The following is a 16,428-nucleotide window of genomic DNA, read 5'->3' as shown; positions in this document are numbered from 1 at the left end:
TAATTAGTCATTGGTGAATTAGTACAGGTGCCATAACGAATCGTCATCCTGAGCGGGGTCGAAGGATCTTTTCGTCATCCATCCAAATAGCTAATTAAGTTAAAGATTTCTCCATTTCGCTGTGCTCCAGTCGAAATGACAGCCCAAGTTATAGTCATCCTGAGCGGGGTCGAAAGATCTTTTGCGATCCGTCACCCTGAACTTGTTTCAGGGTCTTTATCAGCCAGATAATTTAAGCCCTCCTAAAACAATATCATTCTGCGTGTAAGATTCTGAAACAAGTTCAGAATGACGGTAACTCCAAATAAGATTATAAATCTCAGACATATAATTTGCAATACATCAGATTATATGCGAAATTTACGTTAACAAATTAATCAATCGATTGATTAATTTGTTAACGTAAAAAATGTTAAATTTAATCACATGAGCACATACCTTGTACCAGTAGATTTTTCGAACACAGCAGATCACGCAGCCCAATATGCCGCCAGGCTGAGTTTTGCGATGACGAACTCAAAAATTATATTGCTTAATGCCTATTATGTTTCAGAATACGAAAGCATTTTGCCAACACCCGATTTAATTGTTACCACAGATGTTCACATCGCTGATGAAATTACGAGAAGGCTCGAAGCACTGGAAAAACTTAAGGTAAAAATGCTCGAGATCAATCCGAAGGCTGAAATAGAAATTTACCTCACTAGAGAAACGCTCCTGCGTTCTATCATCGATCGGGTAAATAGGGAAGAGATCGAACTCATTATTATCGGTAGTAACGGTAAAAAAGCGAAAGACGAAAGTGATATCGGTTCTAATGCGATCAAAATTTCTAAATCAAGCCCAGTTCCGGTTTTGGTTGTTCCGCCTAAGGCCGATTATCAATCAATCCGTAAAGCCATTTTGGCCTGCGATTTTAAAAAGGTTAAAGAGGTGATTCCTATGCACGCACTTAAAAATATTTTAAGCAAACATGCTTTAGAACTTTTGGTGCTTAATATTAACTCTGGTGATGTTATTGATTTGAAGGAAGAACACTTTTTACACGAAATGCTCAAAGATTTTTCTCCCGCTTATCACTATGCTGATCATCCTGATACGATTAAAGGAATAGTAAAATTTGCTAAAAGTGAAGAAGCGCAGCTGATTATCGCATTGCCCAAAAAATATAGTTTTTTCGAAAGCTTGTTGCATGAAAGTGTATCTCAAAAATTGACTATTAAATCGCATGTGCCCGTGTTATTGTTGAAAGATTAATATATTGGAATTTGCAACAGCTAAGTTACATACGACGCGTTAAACTTTTATTTTCTTTTGCACTCCAACTAGCTCAATTTTCAACCAAAAACAACAAAAACAACATGAAAAAATTAATGATGATTTGCGGATTAATGCTAGGTATAGCTGGTTTCGCTAACGCGCAACAAGGTGGTGGACAAGGAAGAATGATGATGAAGCCTGAAGAACGCGTAAAACAGTTAGACGAAAAATTAAAGTTATCTGATGATCAAAAAACAAAGTTAACCACTGTTTTTACTGAGCAAGCTGAAACCATGAAAAAAATGCGTGAAGAAATGCAAGGTGGTGGCGATAGAGATGCGATGAGAGAGAAAATGCAAAAAATGCGTGCTGATAATGATGCAAAAGTAACTGCAGTATTAACAGCCGATCAGAAAAAAACTTACGAAGCTTGGCAAAAAGAGCAACGTGCTGAAATGGAAAAACGTAGACAAGGTGGTGGAAATAACTAATCTTGGTAAAATATCAAATAAGAAAAGCGGCTTTATGTCGCTTTTCTTATTTTAGCAGAAAAATAAAATATGCCTGCCAATTTCCCTCCCATTATTTTAGCATCTAAATCGCCACGTAGACAAGAGCTTTTAACGCTTATGGGCTTAAATTTTAAAGTTGAGCTAAAAGATGTAGATGAAAGCTATCCATCGGATTTAAGCCCTGCAGAAATTGCCGTTTACATTTCAGAACAGAAAGCTAAGGCTTTTACTGCTAATGGTGAAATAGTAATTACAGCTGATACCATTGTGGCCTTGAATGGAGAAATTTTAGGTAAACCTGAAGATAGGGCGCATGCACAAGAAATGTTAAAAAAACTGTCGGGAAGCAGACATGAAGTTTTTACAGGTGTAACACTTGCAAAAGGCGATAAAATTCATTCGTTTTACGATAGAACAGAGGTTTACTGTAAACCTGTTGCAGCTGAGGAAATTGATTTCTACATTGATAATTATAAACCCTTTGATAAGGCCGGGAGTTATGGCGTGCAAGATTGGTGGGGTATCGTAGTGGTACAACGCATTGAAGGTTCTTATACTAACGTAATGGGCTTGCCAACAGAAAAGCTATATAATGAACTGTTGAAGTTTATTTAAAACTCCTTGTGGAATTCTCTCGAAAGTTTCATCATCTCTAAAAACAACCACGATGAAAACGAGAATTAACGAAGTTACCATAGCCGAACCATGTTTACAGAACTGGGATGAAATGGATAAAGGAGAAGGCTTTAATTTCTGTAAAGCCTGTAGCAAAAACGTAATTGATTTCTCAGGTTATACCAATGCCGAAATTATCAGCGTATTGGCTGGAGCCAGTTCTTCTGTATGTGGTCGCCTAAGCAATAATCAACTAAATCAGCTCAACTATTATTTATCGGTTGTGCCCATCACTAATAGAAACTGGATGAAATATTTGGGCGTACTGGCTATAGGAATGAGCATTTTTGTGATAGATGCCAGGGCCACAAATTTTAAAGCACCAATTGAAATTGCTAAAAGCATAAACAACAAAACCGACGACACGAAACCTATAGTGTCAAAAAAAATATATGGCTATGTTATGCTAGCAGATAATAACCCCGCGGTTGGAATAAGATTAGTCATTGCCGATACTAAGTTTTTCTCCACCACTGATAAAAATGGGCGCTACGAAATTACCTTAGATGATAAGTTTGATGTGGGTAAAAACAAACTTGTAGTTGAAAGTTTGCAATATCATGCTATTTTAACTCTCGATTTTTCTAAAGGGAAACAAAACAATCTTAAGCTTCAAAAAGCCGAGTCTATGATTATGGGCAAGATAATGATTGCACCTAAAAAGAAATAACTTAAATTATATAGGCTAATGCTCAATGAGGCATATTGTTAAATATAAAATTGTCACCCTGAGGGTTAATTTATTGTATAAAAATCAATATTAATGACGTATATAAGTAAGCTAACACTACAGTGCAGGTTCAGTTTGCTGCATTTCTTTCCATCTGTGCGGTAAAAGTTCTTGAATCTGCGCTGATGGATATGTATTTATTCTTTTCAGCACATCTACCATCCACACCATTGGATTAATGCCTTGCAATTTGCATGTTCCCATGAAAGAATATAGCATGGCACTTCTTTGCGCTGCGTCATGGGAACCGCAGAACAGAAAGTTCTTTCTTCCCAGGGCAATTCCTCTTATACTGCCCTCAATTGGATTGTTGTCAATGTTTAAGGCACCGTTTTCCATATACACTGATAGCCGTTTATACCGTTTCATGGTATAGGCAAAGGCTTTGTGAATAGTACTTTTTTCGTTCAGCATCCCTGCATTTTCTTCCAGCCATTGCCCAAAGTGCATCCATATAGGTTTGGAGAGTTCCTGTCTGGCTTCTTTGCGCTCCTGGGTGGTTTTATCCTTGATTTCGCGCTCAATATCATAAAGCCGTCCAAAGACATTCAAAGCGTATCCTGCCCTTATCGGGTCATTTTTTTCTGATTCCAGGAAATAGCGCCTGGCATGCGCCATGCAACATAATAGAGTGATATCCTTGTTTACTGCAAGAGTTTCATAACAGCTGTACCCGTCACTTTGGAGGTATCCTTTGTAATCTGATAGCAGTGCTTGTGGCACTTGTTGATTGCGTCCTGGTTGATATTCAAAGAATACGAGTTTAGCTGGCGGAGCCTGAGCTGCCCAGAAATACCCTCTATGGGTAGTACCTTTTTTATTCTTATCCATCACCTTCATCGTGGTTTCATCCATCATCAGGTAGTTGCTTTGCAAGACTTCCTGTTTAAGTTTTTCATACAATGGATTTAACAGTGTGCAGGTCTTTGCAATCCAGTCCAGCAGTGTAGAATGTGCCAGTTTGATGCCTGTTCGGTCAAATCGGGTCATCTGGCGGTACACCGGAAGGTGGTCACAATACTTTTCAATGATCAGCGTAGCCAGCAGCCATACAGTTTTTGATCACTTCATCAGGAAGAGGCGCAATAATGATCTTGCTGGTCAGGCCCGGATCACCGGCAGGTGTAGGTAACAGGTATTTATAACGGATGATCTTTTTGGCCGTCAAACGGGCAGGGCTACATTTTAAGCGATAAGACACCTCGCTGCCAGTGCATTTACTGCCTTCAGGTATCACATCAGGATGGATCTCCAGGATCTCGTCCACGATATTTTCAGGGATTACAAAGTGCTTTTTCTTTTCCTGCACTGCCTGTACCGGTTTTGCCCTTTCAACTGAAACAGGTGCCGGTACCGTAACTTCAACTGTAACTTCCTCTATCAAGCCCAAACGAAGCTGACCAGGGCTTTGGTCCTTACCCAGATAGCGTTCGCTCTTACTGCCAAAGCTCAGTTTGAGCAATTGTTCCAATCGGTGGAGCAGCTGCTCGTTGACCAAACGCAATTGCTTGAACTCTTCCCGTAGAAGGATGTTTTCCTTCCGGGAAGATTCATACAATTCTTTATAATCAATCAACTCTGATGACTGCATTAAGGGCTGTTTTATAGCCCTAAAAATAAGCAATCAGACCTTTTTTTGCAACGTTTTTCTGAATATTTCCCAGCCAATTACTGCTCCAAAACCAATGCAGTTTTCCGCATGCGGTTGCGCTGCTTTTCTTTCTGAAATTCAATACCCCGGATGACCTGTAGCAACTGGATTTCGCTGATATGCCGGCCTTGTCCATCAGCACGAAGTGGCGGAACTTCAAAACTCCCATTGTCCATCTTCTTATAATAAATCACAAAGCCGCCATGTTCCCAGAATAATAGTTTGATGCTTTGCCGCGAGCGGCTCACGAAAATATACACATCACCACCGGCAGGATCGCGCTGTAGTTCGCTACGGATAATCCCTGTAAGGCCGTTAAAACTTTTCCTGCCATCGATACAATCGGGGTATACAAAATAATTTTTACCAGTCGGTATCATAAGCCTCTGCGTTTGTCCAGTATTGATTGAATATATTCTGGCCCAACATACTGATGCAGCTGGACAGTGAGCTCTCCTGAATTTATACTGGCAAAGACAGGAAGCGGGGCTGCAGCTGTAACGGGGGAAGCCTGCTCAACAGATAAGGCTATAAATTTACCATGCACACCATATTTGCCAGCACGGCGATGTTTCAGCCAGGTATGAAAAGTTGCTGTGGGCACTGCATGGTCTTTACAGAATTTAATCAGGCTGGTCTGCTTTTCTAAAGATTCATATTTCTCCAGCAAGTTCATAATTTCCTGCTTGCTGCGAAAGCGTACTGCCCGACGCGGTTTGATTGGTTGTAGCTCCATAATAATATTTTATGAAGCCAAATTTATAAACCGTGATAGCTCTCGTCAAGATGCACTGTAGTGTTAGCTTACGAAATGTCAGTCGAGAGTTCGGAGATCATCTGCATCTGGGTTTTCTGTTCAGGAGTTCCGTTCTCCATAACATTTGCATATATAAACTTATCCTTGAGCCCTCTCTCGAATTTGAATAAATTATCAAATACCTCCTCACCAGACTGTTTAAATGCACTGCGGTTAAATTGCCCTAGTTTTGCAGAATGTTTTTCATTCTTACCTTTTGAGGTATTTTGAGGACTAAGCTTAACTTTATTACTTAAATCTTTACGACTCACAATCACTTGAACGTGCATTTGTTGTCCTTCTTTTCGATCGCTCTTTTGCTTTATTCCATTTTTCACTTCTTTATCTGTGTGCTTGTGGTAACGGTAGTTTTCAACCTTGCCAAACCATAAAAGATCGGTATTGGTATGGATACCTGGTCTTTTAAAATTCTTAGCGTATTCGTCCATAATTTTTACAGCAAATTCTTTGAGTTTCTCTTTTGCACCACTCTCTCCATATTGTTTAAAAAGATGTTCCAGCTCCTTTTGGCTTGGACTGATATTAATCAGGAAAAACTTACTGTCATCACGGCCAAGCTTTGCAATATTATTATCGATTTTTACCCGGACTTCTTGTCTCCTAATATCATTTCTTAAACCGTTGAACCAGTTTTCATAACCGTGTTCTGAGTTTCTTGCAGTCTTTAAGTTGTTTTCCTTTTCCAGATAGTTGACCAATGCGCCGCTGCTTATTTTGTTATCCCCCGTTTCGGATGCTGTGATATTGATATACATAAGCTAAATATTTTCAAGGGATTTTCTGACATGGCTTTGCAGTTCCTCCTTTTTAGCAGCCGATACTGGCCATCCTAAAGATTCTCTCTGATTGATGTAATAGTTGAGTATTTCTCTAAAACTAGATTTTAGTTTACTTTTTTCATTGTAGTACTGGTGTGTTCTGGCAATTTCTTTTTCCAATTGTACCATACGGTTAGAAATTCCATCACTTTTCTTTTCGTCTTTCTGTAGATGCTGCCAGATTATTTTGAAATATTCTGTATGCTCTTTTGCTATGATTGTGAGTCCGTTACTACCGGTAAACATAGGTAGCAAAAAATCCTTTTCCTGTTTTTTGAAAAATGATATTATCCTGCTCACTCCGTTTACCAGCTCTTTCTTAAGTAGCTCGTCGTTGAAATCGATCGGGTCTTTTTTTGTACCATAAAAATAATTTACCATCTGTATAATCACCAGTTTTTTCGGTCTACCCAGTTTCAACGAGATTTTTTCCAGTTTTTCATCTGTTGCTTTTGGGTATCGCACAGACTTAACATTGATATCTTCCATTACAATCTGCTTAAAAGTTTTTCTCCAATCCAATATTAAGCTTCACTTCACTTCCCAGCTTTGGATGCCATGAGGGTTTATAATTTATAAAGCCACTTTCCTTCAACTCTCTGATATTTTTGTGGTATGTAGAAACAGATTTTATCCTTGAAAATCGCATAAGCGTTTTTCTGCTTACATTAAATGGGAGTGTTAAATCGTGAAAATTACAACATTGAACCAATGCAATTAATATGCTCAAATGCGTTGGAAAAAAATGTGGCTGCTGTGACGCAAGCGCAAAATATCTTCTCAATCCTTTGTGGTACAAATTTTCATCTTTCTTCATTTCATTTCCCCTCCATCATCTTTTCAATTTTTTCTCTACTGTAAAACATAGTTCCCCCAACCTTACGAAATGGCAAATTGCCATTGATACGCAAGTTCTGTAATGTTCCAGGTGAAATATTTAGCATCTTCCTTACTTCAGAACTCCTCAACCATGATTTATTTGAGGCGCCACTATTGGTTTTCAAAATATTTTTCATTTCATTTAGCATTTCTGTCTTGAACTGCTGTAAGTCATCCATTGTAATGATGTCTATCTTCATAATTTACTCCTGTCGTGCTGATATATGCATTAATGCACATATACATATATTTTTACATTTAATTATTCGGTATACTTCAAAGTATACCGTTTACTTTTTTTATCGGCTTGAAAAGCCGACAAGTATCCCCGGAGGATACTTGAAACCCCTGTAGCGATAGCTCAGGGCAAGCAAGTAGGGCCACTGCCCAACTTCCGCTTGCTCAGCCCCCGAAAAGGGGACTGACTGCCTAAACCGCCTTTCTACCGCCAATCACAGCACCCTTGAAAGCGCCACAACCTTTTGGGCTGCCTCGAATTAACCTGCTGTGCCAATGGTTTTTGTTACACATAAACCATTGTTATGTGGATATATATCTATGTTGCTATATGGATACATATCTGCTTGGCTATAGGGATATGCAGTTATGTTGGTGGTGGGATACCGTTCGTTGGGGAATAGATTTCTTCAGTAGTTTTTCTTTCTTCCCGATCTTACCCATTCGGATAGTTCCACCGTGGAGAAATAAAGTCTTTTGCCACGCTTGTTAACAGGGATTTCCTTCCGGCTCACTTTGGTGTAAAGCGTGGGTACAGACAGGCTGAGAAATTCGGCAGCCTGTCTGATGGTCAATAAATCGTCTCGGGGACGTTGGGGATTTTGCGACCTATTTTCCAGCAAAAGGTCTTTAATACGGTCTACCTTTTCGTGCAGTGTACTAATGGCCTGCGGTAGTTCTTCAAATGTATACTTCATAAGCGGTATCTTTTGTTTTGATACCGCAATGTTAGCAGCTTGTTTTGTAGGGTTACAATACGTTAAACCGTATCCTTACCGTTCCCTACTAATATTTACTGTTTTTTTTGTTTCGGACTGTTGGAACCAGAAAAGGAACTTTGTCTTTCATCCTTACCTCTAAAATTGGTGATTTGCAGACCTTGGTATCGGATGATATAATCGCACTTAGCCAGCCCTCCGAGTATTCGTTTACTTTATCTCCATTGCTATATAAGAAGTGTTTTAGAATCCATTTTTCAAGTTCCGCTTTATTGCATCCTACAATGAGGTTAGCTTCATAAAGCTGCTTAAAAGCATCGGCAAGCTTATTACTGTTTCCGTTGAAAATCATCTGGTTTGCAGGTTGTTCGTCTGCTTTTATTAGGGCGTCAAGCTGACTGAAATGTTCTTCAGAAAAATAAGTCCTTATCAGTTGCAAAAAATCATCTATATACTGATGATTGAATTTTGGCCGACCCGCATCTGGATTATATGGGATTTTTGGGGTTAGCTCTGGCGTAGCATCTTCAACTTGTTCGGGGCTTTCCTGCTTGGCCATCCATTCCTTCAAAGTTTCACGGGGATTTAGAATTTCATCAACTTCGTTAACCAATTCGCTTAGGAACTTATCCCTGATCTTTAAAGTATCGTGCAGACTTTCCACAAACTCGTCACCTATATAAATATCCTCGTAGTCTGATTGCAGGTTGTTAACGATAAACAAGTAATCAAGTTGAATTGAAAATATGAAGTTGCTGGGATATTCGGCTCTAAGCTCACCGTAATGTTGGTGGAAATTTGTCCATATCAGTTTAAACCTTTCCTTTAATTTTTTGAGCTGTTCAAATTCTCTTTTTAAGCTGATGTCACTAAGGGACAGCAGATCAATCAAGGCCATGTCTTTTAATACCCTGATTTCACTCTTATAAGCGAACGAATCATAGTAATGTGTCTCGTGGGCAAGGCTATAAGCTGGCTTATTTCTATCTTCTTTTACGGGGCTCTTTAATTCGCTTTTGGTAACGACGAGGAGGCGGAAAGTCTGTATTTTAGTCAGAAATTGAGTTAAACAATTCATGTTTTATAAAATAATTTCAATACTAAAATAGTAAAATTTTATTCTGTAAGTTTCATCCTAATAGATACGGTGTAGAACTGCTGGGTTTACCTTTAATTCTATCTAATCTTAACAAGCAAGTTCTCAAGCGCTATCTCCAAATAGTTGATTTTAATTAATAAATTACCTATGAATATCACATTCAAGAATTTGGAAGAATTACGGCTTAAATTTATAAGCTCTGTAAGTGCATAAAAAGCAACGCTTCAAAATAAACACTTTGAACCGAGAACTTGACATTATCAAAAAAATTTGTGATCTCTATTCTATGTGTCAAAATTATTTACTTATTTAAATAGAATAGTATTTTAAACGAAGTAGCTAGGTTAGACGATTATGAGGGGGCCACTCCTTGGGCCTAAACTTAATTCAAAAACTTTGATTCTGATATACAGAAGCAATATTAGCCTTTTAATTGAAATTACAAAATTTTTCCTCGTAACGGTTTATGTAAGAATTCTTTTATTTTACACCAGCTTACTGTTGAAAAGTGCTTGGTAGTAAGTTTCAAGATCTTTTGCTGTATATTCAAATTTCTCGCATATCCCTCTGCAGTATGAGCTGGTCGTTTTCACCAACATTTCCAACCGATTGATATCCTCTATGGTAGAATGCAGCTTGAGCTGGTAGTACCAGAACTCTTTAGCGGTCAGAATCGTGGCGATCGGCTTGCCATTGGCCATATCGAAGTTCAGCATGGAAGTCAGGAATTTCTTAACCTCCATCAGATCGTTGGGATTTCCCTTTGCGTATGCCTGGAATAGTTCGTCCCGTGTCTTTAGCCAAGATTCAAGATTGCTATCTTGAGGCTTTTCATTCAACGTTATTGATACATCGGTAGCGGCCTCGAATGCTTCCTTCATACTCAGATTTATTGAAAGAGTCATCGTGGCATCTTCTTTTTGGAACCCTGCCAAGATCGGGAACATCTTTTCCTGTTCGCCCTTGACGATGGACAGACTTTTGTACAGGTTATCAAAAGCTTGTATCCGTTTGACCCTGCCTTTCAGCCTGATATTTTCAAAGCCGACGAAGAAAGCCTTGAAAGAGCTACTATAGGAAATCTCTCTGAAATTGTCCAGTGCCGGGCACGGCCTGACATAGAGGTTGAAGTTGGGAGGACTCCCTTTTAAGGTAATAAAACTCCCAAAGGTGCTCAGCGAGGATGACTGCTCATAAAGATACTTTTTAAAGATTAGGTAGTTCCTGCGCAATAGTTCCCTTATCGCCCGTCTTTCTCTAAATCTGCTGATTGCCTTAAGCAGTTCGTTTACCATAATCCCTAAGCAAAAGACTGACAACGAAACTATAATGGTCGCGGTGGGATTTTTTTCTATGCCCAGATAGCCAGATAGCCATTCAATAAATTCATTCATTATTATGAAACAGGAACCTTAAATAAATTAAATCCCTAAACTACTAACAATTTTAGAAAAAGTCATTCACAGAGTGTATGTTCCTTTGATGGTAAAGCTACTAATTTCACCAACTATTGATCAAAACTGTATTTCACTTATCAGTATCGTAGATAAACTTATTGCGCATCCGGCAAATGATAGAGTTGGACAGCCATTTTTACTTCACGATTTCTATCCCCGTTTATATGAAACCTGAAATTGAACCAATTTTCGTCGACGTTAGACAAGAAACCCAAATGATTGGCGTGGTTACTTGTGCTATCACGGACCTTTCCTAAAATTGCTGAAAAGTCTTTTTGTCTTACAAAAATCACTACTGAAGCCTTGGTATCTCTCCACGTGAGGTAACCTAATAGCTGATCAATAGTTGCGAGATAATTCTTCTCTCCACTCCAAAATTTACATTCTGCAATGAATACAACAGAACTGTCATATCGCAGTTGTATGTCTGTTTTACCAGATTTATTAAAAGTTTCTCCACTCGCACTCCCAAACTCGAAGTTTGGATCGAGTGTCAATAAAATATGATCCCTTAAATCTTCTTCGCCCTTATCTTTGTAGACACTCGGCATTCTTTCAAAGTTTTTGCCGACATCGTTGATAACTTTCAAAATCTTGCGATAGTTGTCATCATCTAATGTGGGTTCAGGTTTAAATCCCTGTTCGTAGACTATTGGTTTGATCACTATTTTTTCACGTAGTTCTGGTTTAGGAATAGCAAAAGTAGTAGCTATGTGTTCTTTTTTTCTCAATGGTATCCCTAAAGACGAAAGTAGGCTCTTCTTATTAAGAATTTTTCCCTTTCGTTCATTGAAATAGCTTAGTATTTGGTCAGTTAGGGAGTTATTAAAACTCTCAATATCCACTTTCAAGGTATTATAATTCGCATTCAGCCCATTGACCTCTGTTTCATACTTCTGTTTTATTTCCTCCGCATTGTTAGAAAAGTTAATAAACTCGGCTAAAATAGAATCGCCTTTAATTTCAAAGTCCCCACTGCCACCAAAATAGATTACACTTGCAGGACCATATCGAAGCAAACTAATGTCACCTGAAACAGGGACGAAAAACTGGATTACTTCCTTCTTATAACTCTTTCCATCATAGACATTGAAACTTCCTGGAAAGTATTCTGCTGGTATGTCTCCTTCATAGCTATCTGCACTTACCTCGTCAAAATGAAGAACTGGAGGCAATAGCTTATGTTTCGTTTCTAAATGTTTGACATAATCAGCTTCATTGACGTTGAGAATGTAATCTTCTCGTTCGCCATCAATTGTCGATTTAATGTTGTCATAAGCTTTTTGGAAAACTTCCGAAATTCTCCCTCCCCGAAATATGGTTGAAGTACGACGTCTATACATAATTATCTATTCAGCTATTCGATTAACTTTAAGCTTTCCAAGTTTTTTGATTTTCTTAATGTATGGTTCCCAGTTTTTTGAATCATTATTGGGATTGCTACCATCACTGTAAAACCAAATTCTGGTAATCTTGCCTTGCTCATCTCTGTCGATATTATTTGGTCCGTCTGCCAATTCTAGCAAGAGTTTCTCAGTTAAGCCTTTATAGTTAGACCCTATTTTTCGGATCTCCTCAAGTTTGGTCGCATTAAAAACTGAATGATCCTTCTTATGCCATCCAAGTGGCATGTACTCTCTATTAAACGCGTACCACCCGATTTCAGGATCACGAGCTATACCATAAGGAAAATTTATGCGAAAAAAATCACTAAGAGCCATATAACTATTTTTGTATTTACAAATGTAATGATGTAGTCCTTCTGAAGCACATGTGTTGATAACTAATTACTTAGATATTCTTGACCTTCATCACTAGATTCATTTGTGAAAATATTATGATCCGCTTTAAAACCTATCTTTTCCAAGTGTTGTAGATCCAGCTTCGAGAGTTTAGGGGTAGCAAGGACAAGAAAATGCTTTGGTCTGGAACATGCAACATAGGCAAAACGGATATGTTCTTCTTCTGATTTTTCATTTCTTATCCAATGAGAAAAGTGTCCCCCTTTACTTTGTTTATTTTTATGCGACACCAGCATCACAGCATCTAATGTCTCACCCTTTACACTATGTATAGTGGTTGTTCTAAAAACATTTTGCCCCGATTTATCCTTAAATAAGTCATTAACAGGAATATCTCCAAGGTTTGCGGGGGCCTTAATTTTACTTTTAATATTATCAAAAGTGGTCTGACTGTTATCGAAATAATGCCAATTAAGATTTAAAAATTGTTTTACAAGGCTACTCCAATTCTTCCAATTGACTCCGTCATTTTGCTCGCCGTAAGTATAAAGGGACTTCGACGCGTTCAAAAAATCTTTTATTAGTAACCGCCAGCGGATAGAATCAAAAGACTGTGGACGATATTGATTTCTGATGTCAGCTCTTCCCAGATAGGCTACAGAAAAAATGAATTTGCCTGCATAAGTCAGCGCGTTCGTCAAATCTGTCGAACTTCGGTCTAATTTAAACCAACAATGTAAACTGACAGCAAATAATTCAATCTTACTAAATTTCCACAACTGATTTTGAACCCTAAGTGAGTCGAGGGTTGTTTTGCCTCGCGCAAGGATAGCACAGTTTTTCGCTGGAATAGAGTATTGCTTCAACAAAGCAGCAAACTTGCTGGGCAAGTCAGTAAATGTAGTCTCATCATATTGCCATAAAACACATGTAATTGACGACTTCATTTCAATATTTGCGTAAATTTTTATCCCATCGTTCATCAAAAAAGATGTTACGTTAACAATTTCTTGATTGCTTCTAAAGTTCTTTGTTAGATATAGCTTCTTAAATTTCTTTGCATCAATATAACTTAAAAGCTTTTCAGGGTTGACGTAACGAAAATCATAAATCGCTTGGTTAATGTCGCCAACAAAATCTAGCTTTGACCCTTCTTGCATCAGTAGATCCAAGAATGAAATCTGACCGTCCGACAAATCTTGACACTCGTCAATAATAACTATAGGAAATCTTTGCGCAAGTCTTTTCGTCAAATATGGATATTTGACTAACAACTTGTAGCAAAGAAATTCTGCATCTGCATAAGTGGCAAACCCATCTTGCAAGAACTTGATTTTGTTCTTAATAAACACCGACTTCTGTTCTTCAGTCAATTTTTTTTCTATGAGGCTTTTGGCTAGGTCCGAATCTCCAACAATCGTTTCCCAATCCTCTTTGAAATGATATTCAGTGGCGGCAATAGGAATACTTTTACCATTATGTTGTACCTTTATTTCATAATTATGCAAAAAATCCGCATTGCTATCTTGATCAATTATTCGAACGCTTTTATCTCCATCCTGACCTTTGTAGGCGGTGAGATAATGACAAAATGGGTGAAGAATAAAATTATGCAACCAGCTGTCAAAAGTTCCAACAAAATGGGGATGAGTCCCAAGACTGAGATCAGCATATTTCCTGATGCGGGTGCTGAGTTCTTTTGCAGCACTATTTGTAAAAGTTAAAATAGCCAACCCACCCAGTGAATGCTGCCAAGACAAAATTTGGTAAGATGCTTTAAGTCCGATCACCTTTGTTTTACCACTTCCAGGGCATGCTTGCAGAAAGGTATTTTCACCAATAGCTTGATTGATATAAAATAATTGTTCTCCACTCAGCTTAATCACCGATGGTAAATCACAACGAATTAGTTTGTAGAGCTTAAAACAGATTTTAAGTCTCTTTTTATTTGTCATTAATCGACTAACCATTGGATCGCCTGTTTAATGTATAACGGAACTTGGAATTCAGTCTGGCTTTTAACTAGATATTGGGTTAGCGCTTGAGCAAAAACTCCCTTATCAATTCTGTTGAGTAACCAAAAAGCAGCATCGGCCTTTTCCTCAAGCGTTGCCGCTCCCCAATCATTATCAATATAGGTTTGAAGTTGGGATTTTATCGGTCCGTCAGTTTCCGTCAATTTTAATTGTACATCACACATTAAAGATAGATTGGTGCCCTCGAGAGCCAAGTCATACTCAAAAGTTTTAAGATTGGTAAAGAGCCTGCAATTAATGGAATTGTCTTTTAATTCCTGAACTAAATATAGCTGATGGTTTTTTCCGATCAGTGGACTAGATGGAGTTGGTTTTCCTTCTTTGTCCGGATCGTTATCAGTAAGGCCTGCACATCTAACGGGAATTCCACTGCAACCTGCAAAAACATCTTCAGATTTGCGGTGATAGCCTTTAAACAAAGCCATAAAATGATTAAAATATAACCCGTTTAAATTTATAATAGAAATACCGTAATCGTCAAGGCTATCACAATAGTGCTTCCCAGGGGTTTCAGCCGTGAGTTCTCTTAATACAGTTTTCGACAACTGCTTAATAAGCATGGCTTCAGCAATGCCCTCGACTAATAGCACGCCTTTTGCAAACAGCAGCGTTGATTTTGTTATATCAAGCCATCTTTCTAAAAAATCTTTGGTAGGGCTAGGTAAACAACATTCTTCAACAGCTGTAAATATGGGCATTGAGCTATCTTTTGTGGCAGATAATACTTTTATTGCATTTAAATCTACGCTTGAGGCAAGAGTCGTCGAATGGGTGGTGACAATTATCTGGATTTTATTTTCAATTGACCGTTGTTGTAAATAGTGCATCAATCGGATTTGCAATTGTGGATGAAGATGTGCTTCAGGTTCCTCAATCAATAATATTTTATGAAATGTATCTGTCGTTTCCGTTCCATCAAATTCGGCAAGAATTGTGGCTAAATAAAGAATGTTATTAAACCCGAGACTGTTTTCACTAAGTTCTCGAAACATATCAACAGAATTAGTTGATCCTGTTCCGGGAATGACAGGATAAAAAAGTAGCCTGATTCTTTCAACGATACGGTCGAAATTGATTTCTGTAAATTGTAACGAAGCATCTTGGCCAAAAACAGGCCCAACAGCCTTTAAAATGTTGTCTTTTATATAAGAGTTAGCTATTTGAATAGAGCTATCATTTAAAAGGTCTTTGTTTAACATAGCGAACTTCTTCTCTAGCGGGTGCATTTCATCGCTTTCATCCTGAATACGCAAGTTCTTCAGCAGTCGAGAAAGACGTGACCCTTTGTATGCTTTCAATTTGTCCTCTGCATCTCTTAAAGGGGGAAGATAGATGCAGTTTATCCTATTGAGTAACTCCCATTCAAATAATCCACTTTCAGATTCGTTGCCCCATATTTTTCTTTTAAACCTACCACGATTATCCTCTTTATTCTCAATTGCTAAATTTAGGATCGCCTTTTTGGGATCATCTAAGTTTAACCATGGAAGGTAAACTACCTGTTCATCATCATTCAAATTATCGAATTCACATGCTATTGAAATTCTTGGAGCTCCTTTCGTTTTCGTTGAAAGATGAAGAGGTTTGTGAAAATCCGATTCGGTTATGCCACCTCTGCCATACTCATCTTCTGATAGAATAAGTCTTAGCGCATCGATTATGGTGCTTTTACCTGTTGCATTCTCTCCAACGAGAATATTTAACCCATTATTCAATTTAACAGAAAATTCGCCACTAAAGGCTTTGTAGCCCTTGATTTTTAGTATTTTAAGATGCATGACAGCGTATTTTTACTA

Annotated in this window: 19 protein-coding genes; 4 read left to right on the top strand and 15 right to left on the bottom strand. The window is 38.2% G+C overall.

Features of this window, described 5'->3' with window-relative positions; all coding sequences use genetic code 11:
- Positions 1-426 precede the first annotated feature (426 nt).
- From AW17_RS06700 to AW17_RS06685, 4 genes are all read left to right on the top strand, one after another.
- Entirely contained in the window at positions 427-1,257 is an 831-nt protein-coding gene (locus AW17_RS06700; RefSeq protein WP_029275352.1) for a universal stress protein, read from the top strand.
- Between the two features lie 104 nt (positions 1,258-1,361).
- Positions 1,362-1,751 carry a Spy/CpxP family protein refolding chaperone gene (locus AW17_RS06695; RefSeq protein ID WP_029275351.1) on the top strand — a complete coding sequence of 130 codons (390 nt, stop codon included), beginning with the start codon at positions 1,362-1,364 and terminating at the stop codon, positions 1,749-1,751.
- A gap of 69 nt (positions 1,752-1,820) precedes the next feature.
- Positions 1,821-2,387 (top strand): Maf family protein, encoded by a 567-nt coding sequence (locus AW17_RS06690; RefSeq protein ID WP_029275350.1) that lies wholly within the window; start codon positions 1,821-1,823, stop codon positions 2,385-2,387.
- A gap of 52 nt (positions 2,388-2,439) precedes the next feature.
- Entirely contained in the window at positions 2,440-3,117 is a 678-nt protein-coding gene (locus tag AW17_RS06685; RefSeq protein WP_029275349.1) for a peptidase associated/transthyretin-like domain-containing protein, read from the top strand.
- Between the two features lie 117 nt (positions 3,118-3,234).
- Here the strand turns inward: AW17_RS06685 and tnpC are convergent, their stop codons facing one another.
- From tnpC to AW17_RS06610, 15 genes are all read right to left on the bottom strand, one after another.
- A complete protein-coding gene (tnpC, locus tag AW17_RS06680) occupies positions 3,235-4,167 on the bottom strand; it encodes an IS66 family transposase (RefSeq protein ID WP_029275348.1) in 933 nt (310 codons plus the stop codon).
- Positions 4,168-4,201: 34 nt separating this feature from the next.
- Positions 4,202-4,768, bottom strand: a complete 567-nt coding sequence (locus tag AW17_RS06675) for an IS66 family transposase (RefSeq protein ID WP_029275347.1) — start codon at positions 4,766-4,768, stop codon at positions 4,202-4,204.
- A gap of 77 nt (positions 4,769-4,845) precedes the next feature.
- Complete coding sequence (tnpB, locus tag AW17_RS06670) at positions 4,846-5,208, bottom strand: IS66 family insertion sequence element accessory protein TnpB (protein WP_029275346.1); 363 nt, start codon at positions 5,206-5,208, stop codon at positions 4,846-4,848.
- Positions 5,205-5,564 carry a hypothetical protein gene (locus AW17_RS06665; RefSeq protein ID WP_029275345.1) on the bottom strand — a complete coding sequence of 120 codons (360 nt, stop codon included), beginning with the start codon at positions 5,562-5,564 and terminating at the stop codon, positions 5,205-5,207. The genes tnpB and AW17_RS06665 overlap by 4 nt, the downstream gene beginning before the upstream one ends.
- A gap of 68 nt (positions 5,565-5,632) precedes the next feature.
- The gene (locus AW17_RS06660; RefSeq protein ID WP_209444213.1) at positions 5,633-6,400 is read right to left on the bottom strand and encodes a DUF5712 family protein; all 768 of its coding nucleotides are present in this window, start codon (positions 6,398-6,400) and stop codon (positions 5,633-5,635) included.
- A gap of 3 nt (positions 6,401-6,403) precedes the next feature.
- Entirely contained in the window at positions 6,404-6,952 is a 549-nt protein-coding gene (locus AW17_RS06655; RefSeq protein WP_029275343.1) for a BfmA/BtgA family mobilization protein, read from the bottom strand.
- A gap of 10 nt (positions 6,953-6,962) precedes the next feature.
- Positions 6,963-7,280 (bottom strand): hypothetical protein, encoded by a 318-nt coding sequence (locus tag AW17_RS06650; RefSeq protein WP_036669220.1) that lies wholly within the window; start codon positions 7,278-7,280, stop codon positions 6,963-6,965.
- 1 nt (position 7,281) lies between these two features.
- Complete coding sequence (locus tag AW17_RS06645; protein WP_029275341.1) at positions 7,282-7,542, bottom strand: helix-turn-helix domain-containing protein; 261 nt, start codon at positions 7,540-7,542, stop codon at positions 7,282-7,284.
- 447 nt (positions 7,543-7,989) lie between these two features.
- The gene (locus AW17_RS06640; protein ID WP_051691671.1) at positions 7,990-8,277 is read right to left on the bottom strand and encodes a helix-turn-helix domain-containing protein; all 288 of its coding nucleotides are present in this window, start codon (positions 8,275-8,277) and stop codon (positions 7,990-7,992) included.
- Positions 8,278-8,365: 88 nt separating this feature from the next.
- Positions 8,366-9,376, bottom strand: coding sequence for a hypothetical protein (locus AW17_RS06635; protein ID WP_029275339.1), 1,011 nt, complete (start codon positions 9,374-9,376; stop codon positions 8,366-8,368).
- 506 nt (positions 9,377-9,882) lie between these two features.
- Positions 9,883-10,791: a hypothetical protein gene (locus AW17_RS06630; protein ID WP_029275338.1), complete on the bottom strand. Its 909-nt coding sequence runs from the start codon at positions 10,789-10,791 to the stop codon at positions 9,883-9,885.
- A 158-nt stretch (positions 10,792-10,949) separates the two neighbouring features.
- Complete coding sequence (locus AW17_RS06625; protein WP_029275337.1) at positions 10,950-12,197, bottom strand: hypothetical protein; 1,248 nt, start codon at positions 12,195-12,197, stop codon at positions 10,950-10,952.
- A 6-nt stretch (positions 12,198-12,203) separates the two neighbouring features.
- Complete coding sequence (locus AW17_RS06620) at positions 12,204-12,575, bottom strand: hypothetical protein (protein WP_029275336.1); 372 nt, start codon at positions 12,573-12,575, stop codon at positions 12,204-12,206.
- A 62-nt stretch (positions 12,576-12,637) separates the two neighbouring features.
- Positions 12,638-14,566 (bottom strand): ATP-dependent helicase, encoded by a 1,929-nt coding sequence (locus tag AW17_RS06615; protein ID WP_083488640.1) that lies wholly within the window; start codon positions 14,564-14,566, stop codon positions 12,638-12,640.
- Positions 14,551-16,410 carry an ATP-dependent nuclease gene (locus tag AW17_RS06610; protein WP_029275334.1) on the bottom strand — a complete coding sequence of 620 codons (1,860 nt, stop codon included), beginning with the start codon at positions 16,408-16,410 and terminating at the stop codon, positions 14,551-14,553. The genes AW17_RS06615 and AW17_RS06610 overlap by 16 nt, the downstream gene beginning before the upstream one ends.
- Positions 16,411-16,428 lie beyond the last annotated feature (18 nt).

The sequence above is a fragment of the Pedobacter borealis DSM 19626 genome (assembly GCF_000708285.2).
GTDB lineage: Bacteria > Bacteroidota > Bacteroidia > Sphingobacteriales > Sphingobacteriaceae > Pedobacter > Pedobacter borealis.
The sequence above is the reverse complement of the archived record's forward strand: the minus strand, read 5'-3'. Positions and strand labels throughout refer to the sequence as shown.